Source organism: Alkalicoccus halolimnae (genome assembly GCF_008014775.2).
Classification (GTDB): Bacteria; Bacillota; Bacilli; order Bacillales; family Salisediminibacteriaceae; genus Alkalicoccus; species Alkalicoccus halolimnae.
Map to the genome: position 1 here is coordinate 1336094 of NZ_CP144914.1, position 25851 is coordinate 1361944.

At 43.4% G+C, this 25851-nt stretch carries 21 protein-coding genes, 14 tRNA genes and 2 rRNA genes; 30 read left to right on the plus strand and 7 right to left on the minus strand.

Annotated features, from left to right (window positions below; all coding sequences use genetic code 11):
• Positions 1–51 precede the first annotated feature (51 nt).
• Together FTX54_RS05895 and FTX54_RS05900 are read right to left on the minus strand one after the other, a co-directional pair.
• A complete protein-coding gene (locus FTX54_RS05895; protein WP_147804139.1) occupies positions 52–1131 on the minus strand; it encodes an FUSC family protein in 1080 nt (359 codons plus the stop codon).
• Between the two features lie 282 nt (positions 1132–1413).
• Entirely contained in the window at positions 1414–2718 is a 1305-nt protein-coding gene (locus tag FTX54_RS05900; RefSeq protein ID WP_147804140.1) for a glutamate-1-semialdehyde 2,1-aminomutase, read from the minus strand.
• A gap of 120 nt (positions 2719–2838) precedes the next feature.
• Here FTX54_RS05900 and FTX54_RS05905 point away from each other — a divergent pair, with 120 nt between their 5' ends.
• The gene (locus FTX54_RS05905; protein WP_147804141.1) at positions 2839–3312 is read left to right on the plus strand and encodes a peroxiredoxin; all 474 of its coding nucleotides are present in this window, start codon (positions 2839–2841) and stop codon (positions 3310–3312) included.
• 45 nt (positions 3313–3357) lie between these two features.
• Here FTX54_RS05905 and FTX54_RS05910 read toward each other — a convergent pair whose 3' ends face one another.
• On the minus strand, positions 3358–4143 hold the full coding sequence (locus tag FTX54_RS05910; RefSeq protein ID WP_147804142.1) for a hypothetical protein: 786 nt from the start codon (positions 4141–4143) through the stop codon (positions 3358–3360).
• Between the two features lie 133 nt (positions 4144–4276).
• On the opposite strand from FTX54_RS05910, the gene FTX54_RS05915 reads away from it, so the two are divergent.
• From FTX54_RS05915 to perR, 4 genes are all read left to right on the plus strand, one after another.
• Positions 4277–4708, plus strand: a complete 432-nt coding sequence (locus tag FTX54_RS05915) for a hypothetical protein (RefSeq protein ID WP_147804143.1) — start codon at positions 4277–4279, stop codon at positions 4706–4708.
• A gap of 20 nt (positions 4709–4728) precedes the next feature.
• The gene (locus FTX54_RS05920) at positions 4729–5679 is read left to right on the plus strand and encodes a D-2-hydroxyacid dehydrogenase (protein WP_147804144.1); all 951 of its coding nucleotides are present in this window, start codon (positions 4729–4731) and stop codon (positions 5677–5679) included.
• Positions 5680–5696: 17 nt separating this feature from the next.
• Positions 5697–5996, plus strand: a complete 300-nt coding sequence (locus tag FTX54_RS05925) for a cyclic-di-AMP receptor (RefSeq protein ID WP_147804145.1) — start codon at positions 5697–5699, stop codon at positions 5994–5996.
• Positions 5997–6252: 256 nt separating this feature from the next.
• Complete coding sequence (gene perR / locus FTX54_RS05930) at positions 6253–6681, plus strand: peroxide-responsive transcriptional repressor PerR (RefSeq protein WP_147804146.1); 429 nt, start codon at positions 6253–6255, stop codon at positions 6679–6681.
• Between the two features lie 50 nt (positions 6682–6731).
• Here the strand turns inward: perR and FTX54_RS05935 are convergent, their stop codons facing one another.
• The gene (locus tag FTX54_RS05935; RefSeq protein WP_422387417.1) at positions 6732–7091 is read right to left on the minus strand and encodes a YgzB family protein; all 360 of its coding nucleotides are present in this window, start codon (positions 7089–7091) and stop codon (positions 6732–6734) included.
• A gap of 208 nt (positions 7092–7299) precedes the next feature.
• Here FTX54_RS05935 and FTX54_RS05940 point away from each other — a divergent pair, with 208 nt between their 5' ends.
• The 23 genes from FTX54_RS05940 to lepB all read left to right on the plus strand — a co-directional run bounded on the left by FTX54_RS05940 (position 7300) and on the right by lepB (position 20200).
• Positions 7300–8193: a nucleotidyltransferase-like protein gene (locus FTX54_RS05940; protein WP_147804148.1), complete on the plus strand. Its 894-nt coding sequence runs from the start codon at positions 7300–7302 to the stop codon at positions 8191–8193.
• Positions 8194–8798: 605 nt separating this feature from the next.
• Positions 8799–10375 (plus strand): 16S ribosomal RNA (locus FTX54_RS05945).
• A gap of 319 nt (positions 10376–10694) precedes the next feature.
• Positions 10695–13641 (plus strand): 23S ribosomal RNA (locus tag FTX54_RS05950).
• Together the 16S and 23S rRNA genes with 14 tRNA genes alongside form the textbook arrangement of a ribosomal RNA operon.
• 94 nt (positions 13642–13735) lie before the next feature.
• Positions 13736–13810: transfer RNA gene (locus tag FTX54_RS05955), tRNA-Asn, on the plus strand.
• 3 nt (positions 13811–13813) lie between these two features.
• Positions 13814–13906 (plus strand) — tRNA-Ser (locus FTX54_RS05960).
• A 4-nt stretch (positions 13907–13910) separates the two neighbouring features.
• Positions 13911–13985: transfer RNA gene (locus FTX54_RS05965), tRNA-Glu, on the plus strand.
• A gap of 42 nt (positions 13986–14027) precedes the next feature.
• Positions 14028–14103 (plus strand) — tRNA-Val (locus FTX54_RS05970).
• Between the two features lie 13 nt (positions 14104–14116).
• Positions 14117–14193, plus strand: a tRNA-Met gene (locus FTX54_RS05975).
• An 11-nt stretch (positions 14194–14204) separates the two neighbouring features.
• A tRNA-Phe gene (locus FTX54_RS05980) sits at positions 14205–14280 on the plus strand.
• A gap of 7 nt (positions 14281–14287) precedes the next feature.
• Positions 14288–14363: transfer RNA gene (locus FTX54_RS05985), tRNA-Thr, on the plus strand.
• A gap of 92 nt (positions 14364–14455) precedes the next feature.
• A tRNA-Tyr gene (locus FTX54_RS05990) sits at positions 14456–14540 on the plus strand.
• A 15-nt stretch (positions 14541–14555) separates the two neighbouring features.
• A tRNA-His gene (locus tag FTX54_RS05995) sits at positions 14556–14631 on the plus strand.
• A 6-nt stretch (positions 14632–14637) separates the two neighbouring features.
• Positions 14638–14712: transfer RNA gene (locus FTX54_RS06000), tRNA-Gln, on the plus strand.
• 12 nt (positions 14713–14724) lie between these two features.
• Positions 14725–14799: transfer RNA gene (locus tag FTX54_RS06005), tRNA-Gly, on the plus strand.
• A 10-nt stretch (positions 14800–14809) separates the two neighbouring features.
• A tRNA-Cys gene (locus FTX54_RS06010) sits at positions 14810–14883 on the plus strand.
• A 34-nt stretch (positions 14884–14917) separates the two neighbouring features.
• Positions 14918–15007 (plus strand) — tRNA-Leu (locus FTX54_RS06015).
• Between the two features lie 24 nt (positions 15008–15031).
• A tRNA-Leu gene (locus FTX54_RS06020) sits at positions 15032–15117 on the plus strand.
• A 334-nt stretch (positions 15118–15451) separates the two neighbouring features.
• Positions 15452–16603 carry a tRNA epoxyqueuosine(34) reductase QueG gene (queG, locus tag FTX54_RS06025; protein ID WP_147803124.1) on the plus strand — a complete coding sequence of 384 codons (1152 nt, stop codon included), beginning with the start codon at positions 15452–15454 and terminating at the stop codon, positions 16601–16603.
• Between the two features lie 18 nt (positions 16604–16621).
• The gene (locus FTX54_RS06030; protein ID WP_147803123.1) at positions 16622–17149 is read left to right on the plus strand and encodes a methylated-DNA--[protein]-cysteine S-methyltransferase; all 528 of its coding nucleotides are present in this window, start codon (positions 16622–16624) and stop codon (positions 17147–17149) included.
• A gap of 325 nt (positions 17150–17474) precedes the next feature.
• Positions 17475–17987, plus strand: a complete 513-nt coding sequence (locus FTX54_RS06035) for a hypothetical protein (RefSeq protein ID WP_147803122.1) — start codon at positions 17475–17477, stop codon at positions 17985–17987.
• A gap of 25 nt (positions 17988–18012) precedes the next feature.
• Positions 18013–18504, plus strand: coding sequence for a tRNA (uridine(34)/cytosine(34)/5-carboxymethylaminomethyluridine(34)-2'-O)-methyltransferase TrmL (gene trmL / locus FTX54_RS06040; RefSeq protein ID WP_147803121.1), 492 nt, complete (start codon positions 18013–18015; stop codon positions 18502–18504).
• Between the two features lie 416 nt (positions 18505–18920).
• Positions 18921–19226, plus strand: coding sequence for an antibiotic biosynthesis monooxygenase family protein (locus tag FTX54_RS06045; protein ID WP_147803120.1), 306 nt, complete (start codon positions 18921–18923; stop codon positions 19224–19226).
• Between the two features lie 395 nt (positions 19227–19621).
• Positions 19622–20200, plus strand: a complete 579-nt coding sequence (gene lepB, locus FTX54_RS06050; protein WP_147803119.1) for a signal peptidase I — start codon at positions 19622–19624, stop codon at positions 20198–20200.
• 163 nt (positions 20201–20363) lie between these two features.
• On the opposite strand, the gene FTX54_RS06055 is transcribed toward lepB, so the two are convergent.
• A complete protein-coding gene (locus FTX54_RS06055; protein WP_147803118.1) occupies positions 20364–21872 on the minus strand; it encodes a glycine betaine uptake BCCT transporter in 1509 nt (502 codons plus the stop codon).
• 461 nt (positions 21873–22333) lie between these two features.
• Here FTX54_RS06055 and FTX54_RS06060 point away from each other — a divergent pair, with 461 nt between their 5' ends.
• Complete coding sequence (locus tag FTX54_RS06060; protein ID WP_147803117.1) at positions 22334–23020, plus strand: peptidoglycan recognition protein family protein; 687 nt, start codon at positions 22334–22336, stop codon at positions 23018–23020.
• A gap of 680 nt (positions 23021–23700) precedes the next feature.
• Here the strand turns inward: FTX54_RS06060 and FTX54_RS06065 are convergent.
• Together FTX54_RS06065 and FTX54_RS06070 are read right to left on the minus strand one after the other, a co-directional pair.
• Positions 23701–23952, minus strand: coding sequence for a hypothetical protein (locus FTX54_RS06065; RefSeq protein ID WP_147803116.1), 252 nt, complete (start codon positions 23950–23952; stop codon positions 23701–23703).
• 239 nt (positions 23953–24191) lie between these two features.
• The gene (locus tag FTX54_RS06070) at positions 24192–24836 is read right to left on the minus strand and encodes an SDR family oxidoreductase (RefSeq protein WP_147803115.1); all 645 of its coding nucleotides are present in this window, start codon (positions 24834–24836) and stop codon (positions 24192–24194) included.
• A 117-nt stretch (positions 24837–24953) separates the two neighbouring features.
• Between FTX54_RS06070 and FTX54_RS06075 the strand changes: the two genes are divergently transcribed.
• Positions 24954–25823 carry a DUF1028 domain-containing protein gene (locus FTX54_RS06075; protein ID WP_147803114.1) on the plus strand — a complete coding sequence of 290 codons (870 nt, stop codon included), beginning with the start codon at positions 24954–24956 and terminating at the stop codon, positions 25821–25823.
• Positions 25824–25851 lie beyond the last annotated feature (28 nt).

Genomic DNA, 25851 nt, shown 5'->3' on the forward strand with positions numbered 1-25851 from the left:
TTTTAAGACAAGACATGCAGCCGGCAGTTTTTTCAGTGAAGGTCTATGATCTTATATTTCTCGTTCATCTATTTCCACTTCATTATCTTCCGTATGATAAGTAAAGAAGTTATCTACGAGACTATCAAGATGTTCCAGTTCTTCCGAGTATTCGATAATAAGTGCAATAACCGGAAGAAAGCGAATCCAGGTGTCGTGGTCGAACGTCTGGTTATTCTGACAAGTGATGAAAACTTCAATGAGTTCTTTTTTTCCCGTGTTTATCTCTTCGTAATAATCGCTCACCGACTGCGGGCGGACTTTCCCCATATACTTCAACATAATTCGTTCGTGGTAGTTGGTGAGCTGATCAAGCTGATAGCGGATAGTCTGCTCGACTTCTTCAGGAAGCTGGTGCGTCAGATGGTCATGTCTGGCGAGACTCTTCAAAATATCCTCCGCTTTTAAAGTAGAACGTATCATCTGTCTGAATAATACTATTTTCCGCATCCGGGCATACTCTGTTTTTTTAAAGAAGCTCCGCTCTTCTTTATAAAGAGAAAAAATCGTTTCGAGTTTTAGGATCGAAGTACGTATTTTATCCTGATCCTGCTTTAACGTACTGTAATCAATTTCGTGATGAAGCATCAATCGGATCCATTGAATGACTTCTTCATTTATTCCAGTTAGTTTATGATACATCTGATTCTCATGCTTTGGACGAAGGAAAATCAAATTAACGATAAAGGCAGAGAATACTCCGCACATAACTAGAAGCAGCCGGTCGGCTGCAAAATGATAAAAGTTTTCCGAAGGACTTCCCATAATTATGATTGCTGTTACTACTGCCAACGGGATGATAGTTTCTTTATTCCATTTAATGTGAATTGCAATGATGAGTACAACGACAGCTCCTATTACAAATGGTTCTGCACCAAATGCAGTGACAAAAGCTATAGCAAGTACGGCACTGATAATATTCGCCTGTACCTGATCCCAAATTAGGGTCAGGCTTTTATGAACGGAAGGCTGCACTGCAAAAAATGCAGCTAGACCCGCATAGGCAGGGTTTTCAAAATTAAACCAGATAGCTGCGTATAATGCGAGAGTAATGGCCAACCCAGTTTTAAAAATACGGGCTCCAAGCCTCATGATATTAGCATTTCCTTTCTCTCTGTAAAGTTTCTATTAGATTCTTCATGTATGATACACCTATGGTAAAGCAATTTCAAGGAGGTTGAGAAAGAGAACTCGATCGCAGCCATAACTCTATGCTAAGAAATCAGCCTCTCTAAACGGACAATTTTCATACAGAAAAAATGCGCCGGGACAAAAACTGTCTCGGCGCATTAGGAAGGCTTTATAAGGGATGAGGAATGACTTCCATTGCTTTATTTTCAAAACAGCTGCTTGAAAATGTAAGAGCTGCTAATATTATATTTCATACTCTTCGAGACCTTCGGCGAAAACTTCTTCCACGATGTGAATTGTTTTATTAATATCTTCTTCTGTATGAGCACTTGTTAAAAATAAAGCTTCAAATTTAGACGGAGCAAGGTTGATCCCACGGACAAGCATTTTTTTAAAAAAGGCAGCAAACATATCGGTACTGCTCGATTCTGCATCTTCAAAATTGCTTACTTTATCAACATCAAAATAGACAGTAAGTGCGCCGCGCAGACGATTGACAACAGCAGGAATATTATGATCTTCAGCTGCTTTCAAAATTCCCTCTTCCAATTTTCTGCCTAATTGATCCATTTTGTCATATACGCCCGGGGTTTGGAGGACTTCCAGGCAGGCGATACCTGCGCGAATGGATGCTGGATTTCCAGCCATTGTGCCTGCCTGATAAGCGGGCCCGAGAGGGGATATCTGCTCCATGATATCCTGGCGCCCGCCATAAGCTCCAATCGGCAGCCCTCCCCCAATGATTTTACCGAGAGCCGTCAAGTCAGGCTCAATTTCAAGAAGATTCTGAGCTCCGCCGTACATGAATCGGAAGGCAGTAATTACTTCATCGTAGATGACGAGAGATCCATTAGCGCGGGAAAGGTCGTTAACAGCTTCCAGAAAGCCGGGTTCCGGTTCAACGATTCCAAAATTACCGACGATAGGTTCAACGAGAACGCCGGCAATTTCTTTGCCAAAATGGTTCAGTGCTTCTTTAAATCCGGACAAATCATTAAAAGGGACCGTGATTACTTCCTCTGCAATATTTTTGGTTACACCCGCAGAATCGGGATTTCCGGTAGTCGAAGGCCCTGATCCTGCTGCGACAAGGACGAGATCCGAATGTCCGTGATAACAGCCGGCGAATTTAATGATTTTGTTCCTTCCTGTATAAGCTCTCGTGACGCGGATGGTTGTCATCACTGCTTCAGTACCGGAATTCACGAAACGCACCTTTTCAAGGGAAGGGATGGCATTCTGGAGCATACCAGCGAATTTATTTTCATAAACGGTCGGAGTACCATAGAGAACCCCATCCGCTGCGGCATTCTGGATCGCTTTTGTCACGTGAGGATGGGCGTGGCCCGTGATAATCGGTCCGTAAGCAGCTAAATAATCTATGTATTTGTTTCCGTCTGCGTCCCAAAAATAGGCTCCGGAAGCTTTTTCCATAAATACAGGTGTTCCTCCTCCTACTCCTTTGTATGCTCTTGATGGACTGTTTACCCCTCCCAGAATAACTTCCTGTGCTTCTTTATAAAGTTGTTCTGAATTCGAAAAATTCATAATGATGTATCTCTCCTTTGATTGGACTGATATTTGCAGTAAAATTGTATCATGAATAAGATTGGTGCGATGCAGGAATCCTGTATGGTATGGAAAAGACGATTGAAAAGGAGGGGTAAGATGAATGATTTAGTTGGAGAAAAAGTTCCGGATAGGAAACTTTCTGATGCAGAAGGAAATTTAATTTCTCCTGCTCAATTTAAAGGTAAATATGCAGTCCTTTACTTCTATCCGAAAGACATGACACCTGGATGCACGACAGAAGCTTGTGATTTTCGTGACCAGTTTGAAAGCTTTAAAGATGCGGATGCGGTCATTATCGGAGTAAGTCCTGATCCGGCGGCTAAACACAAAAAATTTGCTGCCAAGTATGAGCTCCCATTTTATCTTCTGTCCGATGAAAAATTGGAACTTTCAAAAGCGATGAATGTCTGGCAGCTCAAAAAGAATTTCGGGAAAGAATATATGGGTATTGTCCGCTCAACGTATGTGATTGATCCTGAAGGAACCATTATTAAAGAATGGAAAAATGTTCGTGTGAAGGGGCACGTCCAGCAAGCTCTCGAATTTATACAGAGCCAAAAAAAAGAGTAAACAAAAGGAGGCTGAACCATAATGTTTATGGATCGGCCTCCTTCATTAATATTCCTGCAGCATCTCCAGCCACGCCGGGTCTCCTGCTCTTGGCAGGACTACGCCTGAATCATCAGAGATATAGCGGTGAATTTTTTCCCAGTCAGAGGTCCTCAGCACTTCTCCATTTGTATGGAGAAGAACATATAAAGGTTCGCTTTCTACATTTAAATATTTCTGGAAATACTCCGGTGTATGGTAATGTACATCGAGATAAGTATCGTATCTGTCTTCAATTTTTTCCGCGAAAGTCTGCAGAATATATAAATATTGTCTGTCAAAATTTTCATCAAATAAAAACAGCATATAGTGGTTATCTTCAACAGGGGTGTGTACTTCAACAAAATCCTCATAGCTGTAAGGGTAAGTAATTATTTTTTCTGCGCTGTAGATGGGAAGAAGGCGGTTATTAACTGTAACCGGCGTATCCATGGAGGTAGTTTTCTTCGTGAAAGGTTCTTCAGTTTCTATTGAAATTTGCTGGTTCGGCCAGTGAAACGGAAAGCTGCTTTCCTCCAAGGTTATTATTTCTCCCGTTTCTTTATCTTCAAATAACGTATTCTCATTAACTTGTATAATGTACGATTCAGCATAATAATCCTCCGGAAGGTTTATATGGAGTCCATTTAAATACCGGTAGGATTCTCCTGTGTAGGAATCTTCTACAAAAAGCTGGAATGTATTATCTATAGCAGAGGTGAACATGTACCTTCCGTGAATCTCTTTTTCCTCGGGTGTACAGCCACTTAGGAAAGCAGCTATCACGAACGTTAAAAAAAGACGTGGCACCATACACTCCCCTCCTGAAACCAGACTTCTCATTAATATAGCATGAGAGAATCAGTGTGCAAAAAATACAGCTCAGAAAAAACTGAATTCTTGTATTCAGTCTGCTAATATAGATATAAGAGGGGTGGGATTGGTCATGAAACAGCTCATACCATTTGTAGTTATAATTGCAATTGTGGCAGCCGTAATGTTTTTTCTTCAGGATGATTATGAGGGACCTTTCAGCCCGGACTACCGGAGTGAGGCTTCTGATTCCTTCTGGGATGCAGCCCTTTATATTAATGAAGCTGATGAAGGGTATGAGGTGGGGGTCAGGCTGGAGCATAATGATGAAACTATAAACCCTGACGATATAGAAGCACTCGAATTTTTTGTGGACAGCTCTAATGTTTCTTTCTTCTATCAGGAACTGGAGCTTGAAGATTTTGATGGAACAGTTAATTATTCAGAAATGTGCACCCACTGTGAAAACCTGACGCAGCTGGAAGCAAGAGTTCTTGTAAACTGGCAGGATAGTGAAATGACGAGAAGTACACAGTATCAATTCAGTATTCTTCTGGATGAATAAGCAGAAAGGTGTTGGCAGACTTGGTAATTGTATCATCAGCAAATATTTTGCAGGAAATTCAGTCTGATTTTATAAGTAAGTATCCGGACCTGGATTTTCGTTTCTGCAATGATATCAGCGAAGCAGAAAGAGAACTGTCGGAAGCTGAAATACTGATTACACTCGGAGAAGACCTTGTACCGGAGCATATAAATATGGCCAAAAATTTAAAGTGGATTATGGTTATTTCAGCAGGAATGGATAAAATGCCGTTTGAAGCGATAGCGGAAAGAAACATTTTTGTTACAAACGCTAAAGGAATTCATGCGGTTCCTATGGCGGAGTACACTATTCATATGATGCTGCACACAGCGCGGCAGGCAACGGTCGTTCTTGAGCAGGAGCGCCAAAGAGTATGGGACAGGTCTCCTGTCATGATGGAACTCCACAGTAAAACCGTCTGTATCGTGGGAGCAGGTGCTATCGGCACAGAGATTGCGAGACTCGCAGCTGCTTTCAGAATGAAAACAGTCGGCGTTAATCAGTCTGGAAGAAACATTGATTATTTTGATGAAATATTTCCGGTGAAAGAGCTTCGCAGCGCTCTTCAGCATGCGGATTTTGTAATTTCTGTTCTGCCTAAAACTCCGGAAACAGATGATTTATTTTCAGGAGAGGCTTTTAAAGCTATGGATAAACATGCCGTGTTTATCAATATCGGGAGAGGCAATGTTGTAAATGAAAAAGCCCTCATCGATGCACTCGATAAAAATGAGCTGCATGAGGCTGTATTGGATGTTTTCAAAGAAGAGCCGCTTCCGTCTTCCCACGCTTTTTGGAGTCATCCAAAAATAACCGTAACACCACACTTGTCGGGGATCTCCCCGCAGTACCAGCCGCGTGCTTTTAAGATGTTTTCATCTAATTTAAACGTTTATTTATCGGGTGAAGGTGAGTATATTAACCCTGTGGACACTGTAAAAGGATATTAAAGGCAGGAGGGAGTACAATGAAATTAATGGTCTGTGTGGTCCAGAATCGCTATCGTGATGCAATGGAAGAAGGGCTTAAAGCCGAAGAATATCGTATGACTGAACTATCCAGCAGCGGTGGATTTCTCCGCCGGGGGAGTACAACCTTTTTAATTGGGATTGATGAACACGACGCAGAAAAGTTAAATGACATGATGAAGAAAATCTGTCTTGATTATGAAGTAAAGCGTGGAAAAGCACGAGGGAAGTCTCATCGATATATTTCATTTATGATAGATGCTGAAAACAGTCTTCCTTTTTTAAGGCAGCAAACATAGATCAGAGATTAAATTGATCATGCTCACATCTGTTTTCCATAAAAGGATCACCTTCTATATTTTAGGCAGAGCAACCTCACGTCAGCCAGGGCCTAAGCCGGTCAAATAATTGACAGTTAAAGAAGCCCTTCGTTATACTGATTGTAACCATTCTTATATAATAATATTAACGCAAGCAGTAGTAATGAAAAAGGCGTAACCGTTAATCACCGCCTTTCAGGTGTAAGAAATTGGACAAAATAGAGAGGTGAAACCGATGGAAAATACAGAACTTCGAGAAGCACTACAGTCTCTGAAAAGCACAAAAGTAAGAATGACGCCTCAGCGTCACGCAATCCTGGAGTTTCTTTTTAATTGTGACAGTCATCCTACAGCTGATGACATATATAAATCACTTGAAAATAATTTTCCTAATATGAGTGTAGCTACTGTATACAATAACCTTCGTGTTTTTAAAGAAGCGGGTCTGGTGAGAGAACTTACTTATGGAGATTCTTCGAGCAGGTTTGATAGCAACACGACAAAACACTATCATGTTATTTGCGACAGCTGTGGGAAAATCGTGGATTTTCATTATCCCGGCCTTGATGAAGTGGAAACTCTCGCTGAGCATGTTGCGGGATTTGAAGTAAAAAATCATCGTATGGAGGTTTATGGTACCTGTCCTGAATGCAGAAAAGGCTGATCGTGTACACGTTCGCATATTATAATAGAAAAAGAGCAGGAAAGATTAATTTAATCTTTCCTGCTCTTTTTTTTGGAGTTATAAGCCTGATCAAATTCTTTGCCTTCCAGACTTTGGTCGAGTGTTAAGGCTTCATTACAATGCATGCATGCATCTACACGGCCGAGCATTTTAGTTGGTTTTTCACATTCCGGACATGTAACCTGCACCGCTTTTGAAGAAAGCATCCCAATCCAGAAATAAATTACAGTACTTGCTATGATCGCTAAAAATCCAAGCAGCATAAAGATGGTCATGACTATTGGATTTGCCTGAAAGAACAAACCGAGATACATAATGATGATTCCTGCAAATATTAAAACAAGGGCGAATGTTCTAATCTTATTTATTTTGCTCGTAAAGCTTAACAAAACTGCATCACGCCTTTCTACAAAAGCTATTATATCATATCAGCAGTAAATTAATACAGTGAAGAAACAGTGAAATTATTCTTTGGCAGGAAGAGTAAGTTATTGCGGTATTTGAAAATTCATCTTCAATTTACAGAGGATTTCCCTGTCAGTTGTCGAACATTAATCATTAGTAAAGTTATTTGACTCATATGGGAGGAGGGACGTTATGGATGAGTTTATGCGTGAACTATATCAGGATAGAACGGGAGATCCGCAGACGCTGGCAGTAATTGTTGTAGAGAAATCCAAAATGGAAGATGCAGCTACAGATTATTTTGATGGTATCCTTTTAGTCATAAAAGATAAAACAAGTAAAGCATGGGAAATTAAACATTATGAATATAAAGATATGACGATCGCAATGCATATTGTTAATACTACGCAGATTAACGAATGGCTCGCAAACAGTTCAAATCGGAGAGCAATCGACTGGCTGCTTAACGGGAAAATCATTTTTGACCGTAATGAATATATGAAAAATTTCAAAGAGAAAATGATCACTTTTCCGGAGAAGGAGAGGGAGTCCCGGATCGGGATAGAGTTTTCTAAGCTGGTCAGGCGTTTTTCTGATGGAAAGTCTCTCTATTATGAAGGACATTATCTGGATTCTTTCAATCAAATTGTTCATGCTCTTCATCATTTAGCCAGACTAGCTGTCATTGAGCGCGGGTATCATCCTGAAGTAACTGTCTGGCAGCAGGTGCGTCAAATCGAACCCGAGATTCACAAACTTTATTCCGAACTTGTTACTGGCACAGAGCCAATCGATAAAAGGCTCGAACTTCTTCTGTTGGCAAATGAATTCGAGCTGGCTACGAAAGTAAGGTTAGGGAGTGCTCATCTAATTTCAATTATGAATGAAAAGCACGACGCCTGGAATGTGGATGAACTTAAAGAAAGGGTTGCTATGCATGATTACTCTCTTGATTTAAGTATGCTGCTTGAATATTTAGTTAAAAAAGGACTGGTGGATATTAAATTAGAGGAAACGAAAGGAAGAACAATCAATCATCGGAAATATATTGCTAATTCCTACCAGGATATGGCAGCCTCCCGCTAACGAGCTGGAGGCTTTTTTCGATAATGACTTGTAATGTTTACGAACTATAAAGAATTTCAGCTCTTTTTTCCAATGTTAATGTTTGGAGAATCATATCGCATTTCTGTGAATAACATTGAAGGTTATTGAAGGTTTATGATGATAGTTTTCCCGTAAGCTGAATTTTCAAGTTCATTGATTTTTATGTTACTAACGATTTACTGTACTTTCAGCTGTTTATCCTTCGTTTTCTATGTGCCCCATAAAGAGGACACCTTAAATGACGATCTTTTTTAAAGTTTTTCTTTAAACGTATTGCAAAGTCTGAATTTATTATGCTATATTAATAATCGTCGCTGAAGCCGATTGGTAGCAACCGGCGATGAGAACAAACAAAATTATATAAACATATTGACTCGAACTGTCAGTAATGGTATATTAATTAAGTCGCCAAAAACAGGCGGCGCTGTGATTTGCCCTTTGAAAACTAAACAAAAGACGATTGTGAAGGAAAAAAGAGAATGAATCATTCTCTGTCAATTTATTATTAAAGAATCTTTAGCCAGATTCAGTTTTGAAAGCGAAGCATCCCGCTTCGCGATGTCAGAAGTTCAAACTTCGACGATTTATCGGAGAGTTTGATCCTGGCTCAGGACGAACGCTGGCGGCGTGCCTAATACATGCAAGTCGAGCGCAGGAAGCAGGCAGCGCCCTTCGGGGCAAAACCTGTGGAATGAGCGGCGGACGGGTGAGTAACACGTGGGCAACCTGCCTTCCAGGCCGGAATAACCCCGGGAAACCGGGGCTAATGCCGGATGATCAAGCGGCTCGCATGAGCGGCTTGTCAAAGGGGCGGAGACTTCGGTCTCCTCCCGCTGGAAGATGGGCCCGCGGCGCATTAGCTTGTTGGTGGGGTAACGGCCCACCAAGGCGACGATGCGTAGCCGACCTGAGAGGGTGATCGGCCACACTGGAACTGAGACACGGTCCAGACTCCTACGGGAGGCAGCAGTAGGGAATCATCCGCAATGGGCGAAAGCCTGACGGTGCAACGCCGCGTGAACGATGAAGGTTTTCGGATCGTAAAGTTCTGTTGTGAGGGAAGAACAAGTGCCGGTCGAACAGGCCGGCACCTTGACGGTACCTCACGAGAAAGCCCCGGCTAACTACGTGCCAGCAGCCGCGGTAATACGTAGGGGGCAAGCGTTGTCCGGAATTATTGGGCGTAAAGCGCACGCAGGCGGTCTCGTAAGTCTGATGTGAAAGCCCACGGCTCAACCGTGGAGGGTCATTGGAAACTGCAGGACTTGAGTGTAGGAGAGGAAAGTGGAATTCCACGTGTAGCGGTGAAATGCGTAGATATGTGGAGGAACACCAGTGGCGAAGGCGACTTTCTGGCCTACAACTGACGCTGAGGTGCGAAAGCGTGGGGAGCAAACAGGATTAGATACCCTGGTAGTCCACGCCGTAAACGTTGAGTGCTAGGTGTTAGGGGTTTCGATGCCCTTAGTGCCGAAGTTAACACATTAAGCACTCCGCCTGGGGAGTACGGCCGCAAGGCTGAAACTCAAAGGAATTGACGGGGGCCCGCACAAGCAGTGGAGCATGTGGTTTAATTCGACGCAACGCGAAGAACCTTACCAGGTCTTGACATCCTTTGAACACTCTGGAGACAGAGTTTTCCCCTTCGGGGGACAAAGTGACAGGTGGTGCATGGTTGTCGTCAGCTCGTGTCGTGAGATGTTGGGTTAAGTCCCGCAACGAGCGCAACCCTTGACCTTAGTTGCCAGCATTTGGTTGGGCACTCTAAGGTGACTGCCGGTGATAAACCGGAGGAAGGTGGGGACGACGTCAAATCATCATGCCCCTTATGACCTGGGCTACACACGTGCTACAATGGATGGTACAAAGGGCAGCGAAGCCGCGAGGTGGAGCGAATCCCAGAAAGCCATTCTCAGTTCGGATTGCAGGCTGCAACTCGCCTGCATGAAGCCGGAATTGCTAGTAATCGCGGATCAGCATGCCGCGGTGAATACGTTCCCGGGCCTTGTACACACCGCCCGTCACACCACGAGAGTTTGTAACACCCGAAGTCGGTGAGGCAACCCTTTTTGGGACCCAGCCGCCGAAGGTGGGACAGATGATTGGGGTGAAGTCGTAACAAGGTATCCGTACCGGAAGGTGCGGATGGATCACCTCCTTTCTAAGGAGCTCGAGTAAGCTCACTTATCGATTCCTTCCTTTCGTTCTTTTGTTTAGTTTTGAGAGGGTTAATACCTCTCGGCCGGCTCTTTTTTTTCGGCTTTCTTCTGCTTTGCAGAAGAAAAAAGGAAAAAAGAAAGACGGCCCGCAAGCCTCTGTCCTTTGAAAACTGGATAACGTAATGTATGAACAATCAATCACCGGAAACAAGGTCTATTGGTCCGGGGTGCGCCCCGTGACGAAGAAACGAGTTTCCGAGTGTCTTAGAATATCGCCAAGACGATCGAATGACGTCCACTGCCTCCCTCAGGGAGGCAGCTGGTTAAGCTAGAAAGGGCGCACGGTGGATGCCTTGGCACTAGGAGCCGATGAAGGACGGGACGAACACCGATATGCTTCGGGGAGCTGTAAGTAAGCATTGATCCGAAGATTTCCGAATGGGGGAACCCCGTATCCGTAATGGGATACGATCCACACCTGAATCCATAAGGTGTGTGATGGCAGACCCGGGGAACTGAAACATCTCAGTACCCGGAGGAAGAGAAAGCAAATGCGATTTCCTGAGTAGCGGCGAGCGAAACGGAAACAGCCCAAACCAGAAGGCTTGCCTTCTGGGGTTGTAGGACACTCCATACGGAGTTACAAAGAGAGGGTATAGAGGAAGCGGCCTGGAACGGCCCGCAGGATAAGGTAACAGCCCTGTACTCGACATGCCCCCTCCTCCGGAGTGGATCCTGAGTACGGCGGGACACGTGAAACCCCGTCGGAATCCGGGAGGACCATCTCCCAAGGCTAAATACTCCCTAGTGACCGATAGTGCACCAGTACCGTGAGGGAAAGGTGAAAAGTACCCCGAAAGGGGAGTGAAAGAGATCTTGAAACCGTGTGCCTACAAGTAGTTGGAGCCCGTTTATGGGTGACAGCGTGCCTTTTGTAGAATGAACCGGCGAGTTACGATGACGTGCCAGGTTAAGTCGATAAGACGGAGCCGCAGCGAAAGCGAGTCTGAACAGGGCGCTTTGAGTACGTCGTTGTAGACCCGAAACCGGGTGATCTACCCATGTCCAGGGTGAAGTCCAGGTAACACTGGATGGAGGCCCGAACCCACGCACGTTGAAAAGTGCGGGGATGAGGTGTGGGTAGGGGTGAAATGCCAATCGAACTCGGACATAGCTGGTTCTCCCCGAAATAGCTTTAGGGCTAGCCTCGAGGGATAGAGTGTTGGAGGTAGAGCACTGATTGGACTAGGGGTCCCTACAGGATTACCGAATTCAGTCAAACTCCGAATGCCAATCACTTATCCTCGGGAGTCAGACTGCGAGTGCTAAGATCCGTAGTCAAGAGGGAAACAGCCCAGACCATCAGCTAAGGTCCCCAAGTATACGTTAAGTGGAAAAGGATGTGGAGTTGCTTAGACAACCAGGATGTTGGCTTAGAAGCAGCCATCATTGAAAGAGTGCGTAATAGCTCACTGGTCGAGTGACTCTGCGCCGAAAATGTACCGGGGCTAAACGTATCACCGAAGCTATGGACAAAACACCTTCGGGTGTTCTGTGGTAGGGGAGCGTTCCAGGGGCATCGAAGCCGGACCGGAAGGACCGGTGGAGCGCCTGGAAGTGAGAATGCCGGTATGAGTAGCGAAAAGAGGGGTGAGAATCCCCTCCGTCGAAAGCCTAAGGGTTCCTGAGGAAGGCTCGTCCGCTCAGGGTTAGTCGGGTCCTAAGCCGAGGCCGAAAGGCGTAGGCGATGGAAAACAGGTCGATATTCCTGTACCACCACGTTTCCGTTTGAGCAATGGGGGGACGCAGGAAGGCAGGGCAAGCGCACCGCTGGATGTGTGCGCCGAAGCAGGGAGGCTGGAACACAGGGAAATCCGTGTTCTGTTAAGGCTGAGCTGTGACCGCGAGGGAAATTTAGTACCGAAGTGCCTGCACCTACACTGCCAAGAAAAGCCTCTAGCGAGGAAACTGGTGCCCGTACCGTAAACCGACACAGGTAGGCGGGAAGAGAATTCTAAGACGCGCGGGAGAACTCTCGTTAAGGAACTCGGCAAAATGACTCCGTAACTTCGGGAGAAGGAGTGCTCCCTGGGGTTCATAGCCCAGGGGAGCCGCAGTGAATAGGCCCAAACGACTGTTTATCAAAAACACAGGTCTCTGCGAAGCCGCAAGGCGAAGTATAGGGGCTGACACCTGCCCGGTGCTGGAAGGTTAAGAGGAGGGGTTATCCCTTACGGGAGAAGCTCCGAATTGAAGCCCCAGTAAACGGCGGCCGTAACTATAACGGTCCTAAGGTAGCGAAATTCCTTGTCGGGTAAGTTCCGACCCGCACGAAAGGTGCAACGATTTGGGCACTGTCTCAACGAGAGACCCGGTGAAATTATATTACCTGTGAAGATGCAGGTTACCCGCGACAGGACGGAAAGACCCCATGGAGCTTTACTGCAGCTTGATATTGGGTGTCGGAACAGCTTGTACAGGATAGGTAGGAGCCTTGGAAACCGGAGCGCCAGCTTCGGTGGAGGCATCGGTGGGATACTACCCTGGCTGTTTTGACATCCTAACCTCGACCCGTGATCCGGGTCAGGGACAGTGTCAGGTGGGCAGTTTGACTGGGGCGGTCGCCTCCTAAACAGTAACGGAGGCGCCCAAAGGTTCCCTCAGAATGGTTGGAAATCATTCGCAGAGTGCAAAGGCATAAGGGAGCTTGACTGCGAGACAGACAGGTCGAGCAGGGACGAAAGTCGGGCTTAGTGATCCGGCGGCACCGTATGGAAGGGCCGTCGCTCAACGGATAAAAGCTACCCTGGGGATAACAGGCTAATCTCTCCCAAGAGTCCACATCGACGGGGAGGTTTGGCACCTCGATGTCGGCTCGTCGCATCCTGGGGCTGAAGTAGGTCCCAAGGGTTGGGCTGTTCGCCCATTAAAGCGGCACGCGAGCTGGGTTCAGAACGTCGTGAGACAGTTCGGTCCCTATCCGTCGCGGGCGCAGGAAATTTGAGAGGAGCTGTCCTTAGTACGAGAGGACCGGGATGGACACACCGCTGGTGTACCAGTTGTTCCGCCAGGAGCATCGCTGGGTAGCTACGTGTGGACGGGATAAGTGCTGAAAGCATCTAAGCATGAAGCCCCCCTCAAGATGAGATTTCCCATCCCAAGTGATTGGGAGTAAGATCCCTCTGAGACGAAGAGGTAGATAGGTCTCGTGTGGAAGCGTGGCGACACGTGAAGCTGAGAGATACTAATCGATCGAGGGCTTAACCAAAAAAAGAAGATGATTCGAAGACACCGATTGAAGGGTTCATACACCCCCGTTATCCAGTTTTGAGAGGATAGTATCTCAATTATTATTTTAATAATCCACAGTAGCTCAGTGGTAGAGCAATCGGCTGTTAACCGATCGGTCGTAGGTTCGAATCCTACCTGTGGAGCCATCTGGAGAGCTGTCCGAGTGGCCGAAGGAGCACGATTGGAAATCGTGTAGGCGGTTTTAACCCGTCTCGAGGGTTCGAATCCCTCGCTCTCCGCCAGAATGGCCCGTTGGTCAAGTGGTTAAGACACCGCCCTTTCACGGCGGTAACACGGGTTCGAATCCCGTACGGGTCACCATTACTTACTTCTAAACTTAAAGATGAAAAAACATATTAAAATGGAGGATTAGCTCAGTTGGGAGAGCACCTGCCTTACAAGCAGGGGGTCGGCAGTTCGAGCCTGTCATCCTCCACCATATTTAATATTACCGCGGGGTGGAGCAGTCTGGTAGCTCGTTGGGCTCATAACCCAAAGGTCGATGGTTCAAATCCATCCCCCGCAACCACTTACATATTTGGCTCGGTAGCTCAGTCGGTAGAGCAACGGACTGAAAATCCGTGTGTCGGCGGTTCGATTCCGTCCCGAGCCACCACTAATGTGCTGGCCTAGCTCAATTGGTAGAGCAACTGACTTGTAATCAGTAGGTTGGGGGTTCAAGTCCTCTGGCCAGCACCATTTCTCTTGACGATAAAAAATCCCTTTGGTAAGATAATTTTTATCTTGAAGGTTTGTATGTAAATACGTACAAATTATTGTTAGGAAAACATGGAGGGGTAGCGAAGTTGGCCAAACGCGGCGGACTGTAAATCCGCTCCTTCGGGTTCGGGAGTTCGAGTCTCTCCCCCTCCACCATTTTTATCTGATATGGCGGTTGTGGCGAAGTGGTTAACGCACCGGATTGTGATTCCGGCATTCGTGGGTTCGATTCCCATCAGCCGCCCCACTACATAGGGCTATAGCCAAGCGGTAAGGCATCGGATTTTGATTCCGTGACCCGCAGGTTCGAATCCTGCTAGCCCTGCCATTTTCAAACGATGCGGGAATAGCTCAGTGGTAGAGCACCACCTTGCCAAGGTGGGGGTCGCGGGTTCGAATCCCGTTTCCCGCTCCATATATTTTAAGGCGGCATAGCCAAGTGGTAAGGCAGAGGTCTGCAAAACCTCTATCACCGGTTCGAATCCGGTTGTCGCCTCCATTTTTGTATCACGAACTTACAAATACTGGTATTTGCCGGGGTGGTGGAATTGGCAGACACACAGGACTTAAAATCCTGCGGTAATTGTATTACCGTGCCGGTTCGAGTCCGGCCCTCGGCACCAAATCACTCATAAATTAATCAGTGCGCCGGAGTGGTGGAATGGCAGACACGTTGGACTCAAAATCCAATGCCTTCACGGGCGTACGGGTTCAAGTCCCGTCTCCGGTACCAAAACTAATACATCTCAGAAGCAGCAGAAGCTGCTTTTTTTGTTGTTTAATAAGTTTGACACGTTTATAAAGAAATAGTAAGCTTTTTAAGACTAAAGCACTTGAAATATTTACTCAGGAAATGAAATAAAACAGTTTCACATATAAATTTCATATTTATGTAATCGAAAGCAATTAGATTGTGATTCCCAAAGTTTCTGCTGCTTCCCATCCGCAGCGCACTCTTTTTGAAAGTAAGAGTGATATAAGAACCTTTGAAATAGGATATTTGAATTATTTTAATATAATCCTAAAGCGAAAAGACAATGTGAAATATTTAAAGGGGAGGAGGAAAGATGTCCAGCCAATTTAAAAATGAGATTATTGAATTCAGCAGGAAAATAGGTATAGATAAGATAGGATTTGCTCCTGCAGATCCCTTTGTCACGATGAAGGAACGCCTGCGGATTCAGCAGGAAAAAGGTTATGCTTCGGGATTTGAAAAAGGAAGTCTTGAAGAACGTACAAATCCGGACCTTCTTCTTCCGGAAGCTAAAACAATCATTTCAATTGCACTTGCTTACCCGTCTAAAATGAAAGATGCTCCGCGTTCTGTAAAAGGAGACCGCCGGGGAATTTTCTGCCGTGCAAGCTGGGGAGAAGATTATCATCATGTTTTAAGGAGAAAGTTGAAGCAGGTGGAGGAATTTATTCTTCAGAAAGATCCTCGTGCCAGATGCAAAGAAATGGTAGATACCGGGGAGCTCCCGGACCGTGCAGTAGCTGAAAGAGCAGGCATAGGATGGAGCGGTAAAAATTGTGCGATTATCACTCCGGAATTTGGTTCCTATGTGTACCTGGGAGAAATGATAACAACAATTTCTTTTGAGGAAGATGTGCCTCTGGAAGAACAGTGCGGAACCTGTAACAAATGTGTAGACGCATGCCCTACAGGCGCACTTGTGCAGGGAGGACAGCTGGACGCAACGAAATGCATTGCTTTTTTAACTCAGACAAAAACCATGCTTCCCAAGCAGTATAGAAAAAAATTGGGCAACAGACTCTACGGGTGTGATACGTGTCAAACAGTCTGTCCGGAGAATAAAGGAGTAGATGAACACCGGCATCCTGAAATGGAACCCGATCCTGAAATAGTTAAACCTCAGCTCGAGCCGCTGCTTACCATGTCAAACAGAGAATTTAAAGAAAAGTTCGGACGGATTTCCGGTTCGTGGAGAGGGAAAAAACCTATTCAAAGAAATGCAATAATTGCACTCGCAGTTTTTAAGGAAAAAGCTTCATTGCCGGTACTTACGAAGCTCATGCATGAGGATCCAAGACCTGTTATACGTGGGACTGCAGCCTGGGCTCTTTCTGAAATCGAAAACAGCGAAGATATTTATAAGGAAATTGATAAAGCAGGTAGTAACGAAAATAATGAAGAGGCAAAAACAGAAATGGAGAACGCGTTATCTTTTATGAAGAATGCCGGTGAAAAGAGTTATTAAAAGAAGGAGGAGGTTTAAATGGAGAAAATTTATTATGGAGAGATGGACAGTTTTCTGGGTCCCCTCACTTTAGCAGCTACCGCAAAAGGACTTTGCATGATTCAATATGGAAATCAAAAAAATGTGCTGTCCTCTATGAAACGAAGATGGGAAAAGCAGGAACAGAATTCTTTATGGATTGAGGATTATACTGTGATAGGAGAAGCGATCAGAGAAATAAAGGAGTATTTCGACGGCTCGAGAAATAAATTCGATATTAAAATGGATCTAAGAGGGACTGCTTTTCAAAAGCAGGTCTGGGAACAGCTGCAGTTAATTCCATGTGGAAACACCCAATCCTACAAAGACATTGCGGAAGCATTGGGGAACCCGAAAGCTGTGCGTGCTGTAGGTGGAGCCAATAATAAAAATCCAGTTCCTATTCTTATACCCTGCCATCGTGTGATAGGAGCCGACGGTACGCTTACAGGCTACGCTGGAGGCATAAGCATAAAAGAGTCTCTGCTAAATCATGAGAAATCCTCTTTTGCTAGTGTAGTAAACTAATAACAGCACATTGCAGCACTTAGTTTAGAAAGCGGCAGCAATTTCCTGAACTAATTTTGTGAAAGATATTAATGTCTTCTTTCCGAATATCGTTATCAAAAACAGGGACTTTTCTTTACTCATCGGGCAAGCTGAGAGCTAGATCTCTCTATGATCGAAAACTACTTAAAAATTATATTAAAATAATATTATCTTTCAAAAGAAATCTTTTTCAGTAGTTAAAGTTTTATGATCTTTAAAGAGTAAAAGAGAGAAGTGCGAAGGTTTCGGCAAATCTGAACAAACAATAACTGTATATTTTCCAGTAAAGGAATTGATTTCTACGATGAAAAAACTGCTAATACTCCTTATGATATGTCTCTTTCCTGCGTGTCAGAATACAGAAGCCACTTTAACCGAGGCTGAGGAATCGCTTCCATTTCATATTTTACAACCCTCGAGTCTTTCAGAAGGGTGGAAGGTAAAAGAAACAATTTATGAAGAAGATTTAGTTGTGATTGTATATAAACATGAAAAAGAAGGCACTATAGAACTTATTCAGGATCAGCATATTCAAGGGTTGAATCAGAAAGCCCTCAAACAATACATGGAGCACGGAGAATGGAGTTCTTACAACAACCTGGACACTCGTCATCACACTTTGGTGATTGATAAATATATTGGAGAGTGGACGATTTTACCGGAAGAAGAAAGAAAAATGCAATATACATTTGTAAGGCAGTTTGATCTATATGCCGAGCCTCGACAGGGTATTTCTTATTATCAGGTAACAGGACAGGATGTTACAAGTGAGGAAGTTGTTTCCTTTGTAGAAACATTGAGTGGCGTGACAAGTTAACATACACAAAAGGAGCGAAAGTGAATTGAGTATACATGTAGTACTGCACGAACCGGAAATACCAGCTAATACAGGTAATATTGCAAGAACATGTGCCGGGACTAATTCATGCCTGCACTTAATTCACCCTCTGGGTTTTTCCACAGACGACAGAATGCTCAAGCGGGCAGGCTGCGATTATTGGCCGCATGTAAAAGTGGAACATCATAACAGTATAGAAGAATTGATGGATAAATTCCCGGAAGGCCATTTTTATTTTATTGAAACAATAGGAAATCAACACTATTCGCAGGTGGATTACAGCGAAGCACAGGAGGATTATTTTTTTGTATTTGGAAAGGAAACCAAAGGACTCCCCGAATCATTAACGAATAAATTCCGTGACAACTGTTTGCTCATTCCTCAGACTCAGCTGGTGCGATCTTTAAATTTATCGAATGCTGCTGCAATTCTGGTATATGAAGCTATGCGTCAACAGGCTTTTAGTGCAATTGAACAAAAAGCATTTTGTGAGTAGTCAGAAGCGGAGTGAAAGCAGATTAATTAGTAAAACTTGTTTTTTAAATCTTCAAGCGTTTATTAAATACAAAGATAGGGTTCGGAATAGACATATGCAGGGAATCCTAGAACAAGTATTTGATTGAGCTGCACAAAAAAAGAAGGCTGATCTCAAAAGATCGGCCTTCTTTTATATGTACGTGGAATTAGTTTTTAGTCGACTTCGCATTATAACCACCGGTCCAGATAGATACTAGAAATACGATACATATACCTAAAATTAAAATAAGATCCATAATTCCGCCTCCTCATTTTATCTCTACTATAAAATATACCACGTTTTTGAGGAGAAAAAAAGGACCAAGGTCTATGCTTTTTAAAGTAGAATAATAATATGTATAATAGCAGTTAAATGAATATAATAGGAGGATGATTATGTACGTAGTAATGAATCAGCTTCACATTCCAGCAGAAGGAAGAGAAAATGTAGCAGCCCGTTTCGCAGACAGTGCAGCAAAGATGAAGGAAATAAAAGGCTGCCTTGACTTTATGTACCTTGAACCGGAAGAGGAGGAGAACTATCCCGTAGTTCTTACTAAATGGGAAAGTAAAGACGATTACCAGAGCTGGATTAATAGTGACGCTTTTAAGGATGCGCATAAAAAACGTCGGGAGAACCTGGACAGCAGTCCGACTCAAAGTAATAAAATATTTGAATATGAAGCAGTTCATCATCTTTAATTTAAAAGCCGGTTTCCTGAAAATAAGGAAACCGGCTTTTTTACAGCATTCAATTGAAAAAAATGCCAATGAATGTCATTCTATTAAATACTATTTATCTCAAATCCTGTTGTAACAGTATCAGGTATACTTCACTTTCTGAAAAGCACGGGCTTCTACCTTTCTTTTTTGACAAATGGGCAGGAGATTTCACCACAGAGGCTCTTTCAAATAATGCTGTTTTTACAAGAACGGTTTATTTAAGAATAAATGTGGAGAAAAGATAATCAGTTAACTGTTAAAAGCCGGAATAAAGCTGAATTGAACGGAAACCATTTTATTCCAGTTTAGAAAATGAAGTTCCGGGCAATTAAAAGTAATAAGCTGGAGCGGTGTAAAGAAAGAGGAGGAGGCCTATGCGTGAGCCGAAGAAAAGCGGAAGTGGAAAAAAACTTTGGCGCAGAGGAATTTGGAGAATAATTCAAACAGCAGCTATCGTTTTAGTGTTAACTTTTATTGTCAGAGAATTCATGTTTACTAATTATATTGTCTACGGGCAATCCATGCTCCCTACAATCAAAGACGGGGAGAGAATTATCGTTAATAAAATAGGCTATGAACTTACTGAACCCGATAGGTTCGATTTAATAATATTTCATGCAGATGAAGATTCAGATTATATCAAACGGATTATCGGATTGCCCGGAGATGAGCTTTATTATGAAGCAGATACATTATATGTGAATGGGGAGTCAGTGGAAGAAGACTTTCTCGAAACAATCTCTGTAAACGGGTCGGATGTTTTTACAGACGACTTTACGCTTGAAAACTTAACAGATGAACATACTGTTCCTGAAGGACATGTTTTTGTACTGGGAGATAATAGAAAAAACAGTGTAGACAGCAGACAAATTGGCTTCATTCCTACAGATGAAATCGTTGGAAGAGCTAATATTACATTCTGGCCTCCACAGAATATACGCTTTATCGATTAGCTTGTACATTACTAAAAGTTCTGTCGGCGTTTTACTGTTTTTGCGTAAAAACAGTGTGTCAGATTGGAAAGAGCCGCTGGCACGCTTAATAAACATTTGAATTTAACATTGGCATAAAAGAAAAAGCAGCGCCTCATTAAAATTGAGGCGCTGCTTTTTCTTTTTAAGATCGTTTTTTCGCTTCTCTTGCGGCTAAAGCATTCTTTTCAATCTGTAAAGATTTAATGAGGGAATAAGTCATTAATATCATAATAACAGAAAAAGGAAGAGCCGCTATAATCATAGCATTCTCGAGTCCCTGCAGCCCCCCTGTGAAAAGCAGGATGGAAGCTGTAGCGGACAACATAAGTCCCCAGATAAGCTTCACCGTTTTTGGAGGAGTCAGAGAGCCGTTGGTTGTCTGCATCCCCAGAATAAAGGTTCCTGAGTCAGCAGAAGTAATAAAGAAGGTACAGATCAGCATAATGGCTATTACTGACATTAAAGCTCCCAGCGGGAAATTCCCTAAAACAGCAAACAGTGCTGCCTCTGGAGCAAGGTCAGAAAGTACAGCCTGGCCTGATTGCTCGAGGAAGATTCCGGATCCTCCAAAGACGGCAAACCAGAAAAATCCAACTACAGATGGGACGAGCAGGACGCCCAGGACGAATTCGCGAAGCGTACGCCCTTTTGATACGCGGGCAATAAAGGAGCCTACAAAAGGAGACCACGAAATCCACCATGCCCAGTAAAAAATAGTCCATCCGTCGATCCAGGCACGCTCATCCTCATTGAATGGAGCGATTCGGAAACTCATGCTCGGAAGCTGTTGAATATACATGCCTAATGATTCGGTAAACAAGTTTAAGTTAAATAGTGTAGGACCAAACGCAAACATAAATATAAACAGTGTAAAAGCGAGCCAGAGGTTTACGTTTGAGAGAATTTTAATCCCACGGTTCAACCCTGTGTATGCTGAAATCATGAACAGTACTGTAACTACACAGATAATAATAAACTGTATGGAGAAGTTAGTTCCGATTCCAAGAAGATAATCGAGGCCGCCGTTAATTTGAACAGCGCCAAAACCAAGCGTACTTGAAACCCCGATTACTGTAGCAACTACGGCGATAATGTCTACCGTATTACCGACAGGTCCTTTCGCATACTTACCGAGAACGGGAGTAAGCGTCCCGCTGATCAGTCCTGGAGCATCGTGACGGAATTTGAAGTATGCAAGAGCCATCGCAACGACTGCGTAAATTGCCCATGCGTGTACTCCCCAATGGAAAAAGGAATAGCGCATTGCTTCCAGTATTGCAGCGTCAGAACCGGTTTCTGCAATCGGAGCATCTGTCATAAAATGGGAAATAGGCTCTGCAGCCCCCCAGAATACAAGTCCGATACCCATGCCGGCGCTGAAAAGCATCGCAAACCATGTTAAGTAGCTGTAATCCGGCTTGTCGTCCGGCTTACCGAGTTTAATTTTTCCGAAAGGACTTACTACGATAAAAGCACAGACACCCACAAATCCAGTTACAACAAGCAGATAATACCAACCAAGTGTTGATGAAATTTGTTCTCTTAGACCAGCTGTGACGTTTTCGAAAGCTTGAGGCACGAAGATCCCGAAAACCATGAAAAATAATAGTATAGCTAATGCAATCCAGAAAACTACTGTCAGTTTTTTCAACCCGTTCACCTCTCCTCAATTTTTCATATTTTAGTCTGTTTCTATATACCCTAATCCCCCTGTTAAAAACAATACTTTCTTTGTAAAGAAGCATTGCACGAAACAACCAACAACTAATGCTACTATATTTGACCCGTTTCATGCAAGGTAATTTGTACCATTCTAAGGAAGGGGAGAACTTGAATAGAAATTATATTAGTTAAAGGGGAGCTGAAAAATTTTTAATGGGGATCTAAACAATCAAGTTTTTAGTGAAATTAATAAAAGATAAGTAATGTAATTCCTCCTATTTCGAAGGGCATTTGTACTTAAACAATGAGACTGTTCAAGGTTGTGTGTATTTTTAAAAATTTTCGCTTATGTCATCCCAGTATCCGGCTCAATTTCCGAGAAAGATGGTTCTGACATTTTAAAAACAACACTTTCCATGAACGGATCTCAATTGAAAAGGGGGAATCAAAATGGCATTCATTATTAAAGATGTAAGAAAGAAACTGTTGGAGCATAGAAAAAAAACATATCGTACAGGGGTGCTCCCTGATAATATCACAATTCATCATAGTGCTACGGAAACAGGAAATTCCTCAGCATTTGCTGCTTATCATGTAAATAATCATCAATGGCCGGGGGTTGGCTATCATTATATTATATTGAAAAATGGTGTTGTCGAGCGGTGCTGGGACGATCATACAGTATCTTATCATACCAGAGGCCTCAACACAGGTAATATTGGTATCTGTCTAGTAGGAAATGGAAGTTTTACTACATCTCAAAAAAGTTCTCTCATTAAACTTATTCAAATACTGCTGAAAAAGTATGGGATGGATATATCCAAAGTGAAAGGGCACCGTGAAAGAAGAGGTCAGACTACGAGATGTCCAGGTTTTGATGCAGGAGTTATCCGGGACAAGCTGCGTAATGATCTAAATTCTCCTCTCCTCAAAATAGGCAGTAAAGGCGGTGAGGTAAAAAGGATGCAGAAAATTCTTGCTCGGAATGTCCAACTATCAAAATACGGCGCTGATGGTATATTTGGACTGGAAACGGAAAAAGCAGTAAAAGAATTTCAGAAGCAGAGGAAACTTACGGCAGATGGTATTGTAGGCGTTAAAACGTGGAAAGAATTATTAAAAGAGAGGAAGAAATGATAAATTCATAACTTTAGAAAAAAGAAGAGGCAGCAGGATATATCAGGTTATGTAAGTTTGTCTTTATGAACATAATTGCATGAGCCTGGATCCCCGCTGAATTTTCTTTATAAAGTTGGTTCACTTGTGTTTGTATTTCGGACCATACTTTACCGTAAAAGAATGCTGAAGGGTCGATATAACTCCCCTATACAGCTTATGAAAACAGGTTCGTCTGTTTTCGAAGAAATCTCTCTTAAAAACAGCTGCTCAAAAATTTAACTATATAAATTGAACTTAATATTTATAAAGACAGAATGTATGACCTCGAAAGCGGTCTTCTCTATCGAAAGAAAGAAGGTGTTATCATTTTTATCGGCAGACCATTCCTGCAGGAAGAACAGAAAAAGAGGGCAGGCCGCTGCAGCAGGGCACATGGGGCGACTCCAGGGCGATGAAGGACGAGCGCCACCCCGACCGGCCACAGGGAGGAAGGGATTAGCTGAGGCTTTCCCGCCTGGAAAGCGTCCCCATGGTAACGAAAGCGGCTGGTTACAGAAGCGGATACTAATTATTAAGTTCAGCATATATAACTAAAATGCCTTCATAACGTTATGTGTTATGAAGGCATTTAACGTACTGTATAAATTTGTTTTTTCTTATAAAATGCTTGAAAAATCATTTGAACAAGCTGCCTGGTGTCAGGAGTCGTCAGAGTTGTTTTTCTTTTTCTTCACAGCATTCACAATAAATGCTATGGAGCGGTAGATTCCGAATAAGAATAAAGCTGCGAGAAGGGAGCCTGCAATATAGCCGGCAGTAAAGTTTCTTCGATCCATCCATTCTTCATTCATTCCTACAACAATACCTGCCAGAATAGAGACAGCTATTAAAGAAAGTGCAATTGTGTATTCCATTTTTTGATCTTTATTTAAATCTTTCAGAATTAGCATTTTAAATCCTCTCCCTATTTTAAATTACCAGTGTAAACGTTCATTATTGTTTCATTGAGACTTCTTTTTTGTCTGGAAGGCTGCTTTTGATCAATCATGTGCCTTCCTTTAAGAAGTCCGTAAAATAGAAGTAAAAGAAGATTTAGTATGTTTTCATTATATACTGAACAAATGGGGAGGTAAATAAAAAGATGACCCGCAGAATTCCGGATCATCTTTTTGTTCAACTTTTATAACCTTTAAATATTTTTAATAGCTTCTCCAATGGGAATGGTACCGCCGATGAGTTCAAATGTTTTATTGAAAGTCTCTTCAAGTACCAGGGAATTAACTGCTGCTGCGGCAACATCCTCGCGGGAGATGGAACCATCATAGCTGTCCAGTTTTTGAGCAGTTTTAATCATACCGGTGGCACTGTCATTGGAAAGAGGACCGGGCCGGAGAATCGTATAGGAAAGAGATGTGCTTCTGAGAGCATCATCCGCTGCTTTTTTAGCCGAAAGATAGTGCTGGATATTTTCAGGAGCGTTTTCAGCCTCATCAGCCATAATTGTGCTGATCATAATAAATCGTTTTACACCGGCACTCTCGGCCTCCTTGACAGCCTGAATGGCTCCTTTTTTATCGATTGCTTCTGTTTGTTCTTTACCAGTATGACCGCCGGACCCTGCAGTGAAAATGACTGCATCAATCCCCTTAAAGGCGTGGGAAAAATCCTGTTCAAGATCTCCCAGTACGATCTCATCAGCACCGAGTTCTCTCATATGTGCTTTTTGTTCTTCTTTTCTAATCATAGCATGGACGTGGTGCTCTGAACTTAGTCCGAGCATTTTCACTAAGTGATTGCCTATTTGTCCATTGGCGCCAATAACTAAGACGTTCATTTTAAAACCTCCTCTGTATAAAGACTGAAATTCCCTTCTTTATCAGCCTGCAAACATGTAATCGTTGACGGGCTGTCTTCCTGAAGATTAAGATATGTTCATAGAGGAGGGGATTTTATGAAGAAATTTCAGTCTAAAGTAGCTACTTTTTCTATTATAGGATACGACCCTGTAACGGAAGAACTGGGAGTTGCAGTACAATCCAAGTTTTTAGGGGCAGGTGCAGTCGTTCCCTGGGCTGAAGCAGGGGCAGGTGCTGTTGCGACGCAGTCTTTTGCTAACACCGCTTTCGGACCTGAAGGAATACATATGATGAAAAAAGGCTTTTCGCCTGAAGAGACAGCTGCCAAATTAGTTGAAAATGATAAAGATAAAAACCTCCGCCAGTTCGCCGTTATGGACCATAAAGGCAATACAGCAGCATTCACTGGTGAAGAATGCTATGAATGGGCTGGGCACAAACAGGGGAAGTACTGCACGGCCCAGGGAAATATTCTCATGAATGGAGAGACTGTGGATGCACTGGTTAGCACCTTTGAACAATCGGAAGGAACTTTATCCAACAGGCTTCTCGCTGCATTAGAAGCCGCACAGAATGCCGGAGGAGATTCAAGAGGCAAGCAGTCGGCAGCTCTTTTCGTTGTTCAGGAGGGAGGGGGATACGGCGGATATAACGACAGGAAATTCGATCTGCGCGTAGATGATCACCCTGAGCCTATTAAAGAACTGCAGCGTCTGCATGAACTGCATAAGCTGTATTTTTCCCAGTCAGATAAAGAAGATTTATTGTCGCTGAATGGAGAAGTATTGGAAGAAGTGGAGACGCTGTTAATAGAAGGAAATCTCCTTAAAGAGAAGCAGGGAAAGTATAATATGGAAGTTAAAGATGCAATACAAACTTATTTTATGCGCGAAAATTTTGAGGAGCGCTGGCAGGAGGATATGATCGATCCCGCTGTGCTCGCTTTTATGCGTTCAGGAATGTAAATAGAAGGCAGTTCTATTCGGGAAATGG

What these genes read in the sequence shown, in the direction of transcription:
- FTX54_RS05895 (WP_147804139.1), bottom strand. Translation starts at nt 1,131, where the DNA reads ATGAGGCTTGGAGCCCGTATTTTTAAAACTGGGTTGGCCATTACTCTC.
- FTX54_RS05900 (WP_147804140.1), bottom strand. Translation starts at nt 2,718, where the DNA reads ATGAATTTTTCGAATTCAGAACAACTTTATAAAGAAGCACAGGAAGTT.
- FTX54_RS05905 (WP_147804141.1), top strand. Translation starts at nt 2,839, where the DNA reads ATGAATGATTTAGTTGGAGAAAAAGTTCCGGATAGGAAACTTTCTGAT.
- FTX54_RS05910 (WP_147804142.1), bottom strand. Translation starts at nt 4,143, where the DNA reads ATGGTGCCACGTCTTTTTTTAACGTTCGTGATAGCTGCTTTCCTAAGT.
- FTX54_RS05915 (WP_147804143.1), top strand. Translation starts at nt 4,277, where the DNA reads ATGAAACAGCTCATACCATTTGTAGTTATAATTGCAATTGTGGCAGCC.
- FTX54_RS05925 (WP_147804145.1), top strand. Translation starts at nt 5,697, where the DNA reads ATGAAATTAATGGTCTGTGTGGTCCAGAATCGCTATCGTGATGCAATG.
- perR (WP_147804146.1), top strand. Translation starts at nt 6,253, where the DNA reads ATGGAAAATACAGAACTTCGAGAAGCACTACAGTCTCTGAAAAGCACA.
- FTX54_RS05940 (WP_147804148.1), top strand. Translation starts at nt 7,300, where the DNA reads ATGGATGAGTTTATGCGTGAACTATATCAGGATAGAACGGGAGATCCG.
- queG (WP_147803124.1), top strand. Translation starts at nt 15,452, where the DNA reads ATGTCCAGCCAATTTAAAAATGAGATTATTGAATTCAGCAGGAAAATA.
- FTX54_RS06030 (WP_147803123.1), top strand. Translation starts at nt 16,622, where the DNA reads ATGGAGAAAATTTATTATGGAGAGATGGACAGTTTTCTGGGTCCCCTC.
- FTX54_RS06035 (WP_147803122.1), top strand. Translation starts at nt 17,475, where the DNA reads ATGAAAAAACTGCTAATACTCCTTATGATATGTCTCTTTCCTGCGTGT.
- FTX54_RS06045 (WP_147803120.1), top strand. Translation starts at nt 18,921, where the DNA reads ATGTACGTAGTAATGAATCAGCTTCACATTCCAGCAGAAGGAAGAGAA.
- lepB (WP_147803119.1), top strand. Translation starts at nt 19,622, where the DNA reads ATGCGTGAGCCGAAGAAAAGCGGAAGTGGAAAAAAACTTTGGCGCAGA.
- FTX54_RS06060 (WP_147803117.1), top strand. Translation starts at nt 22,334, where the DNA reads ATGGCATTCATTATTAAAGATGTAAGAAAGAAACTGTTGGAGCATAGA.
- FTX54_RS06065 (WP_147803116.1), bottom strand. Translation starts at nt 23,952, where the DNA reads ATGCTAATTCTGAAAGATTTAAATAAAGATCAAAAAATGGAATACACA.
- FTX54_RS06070 (WP_147803115.1), bottom strand. Translation starts at nt 24,836, where the DNA reads ATGAACGTCTTAGTTATTGGCGCCAATGGACAAATAGGCAATCACTTA.
- FTX54_RS06075 (WP_147803114.1), top strand. Translation starts at nt 24,954, where the DNA reads ATGAAGAAATTTCAGTCTAAAGTAGCTACTTTTTCTATTATAGGATAC.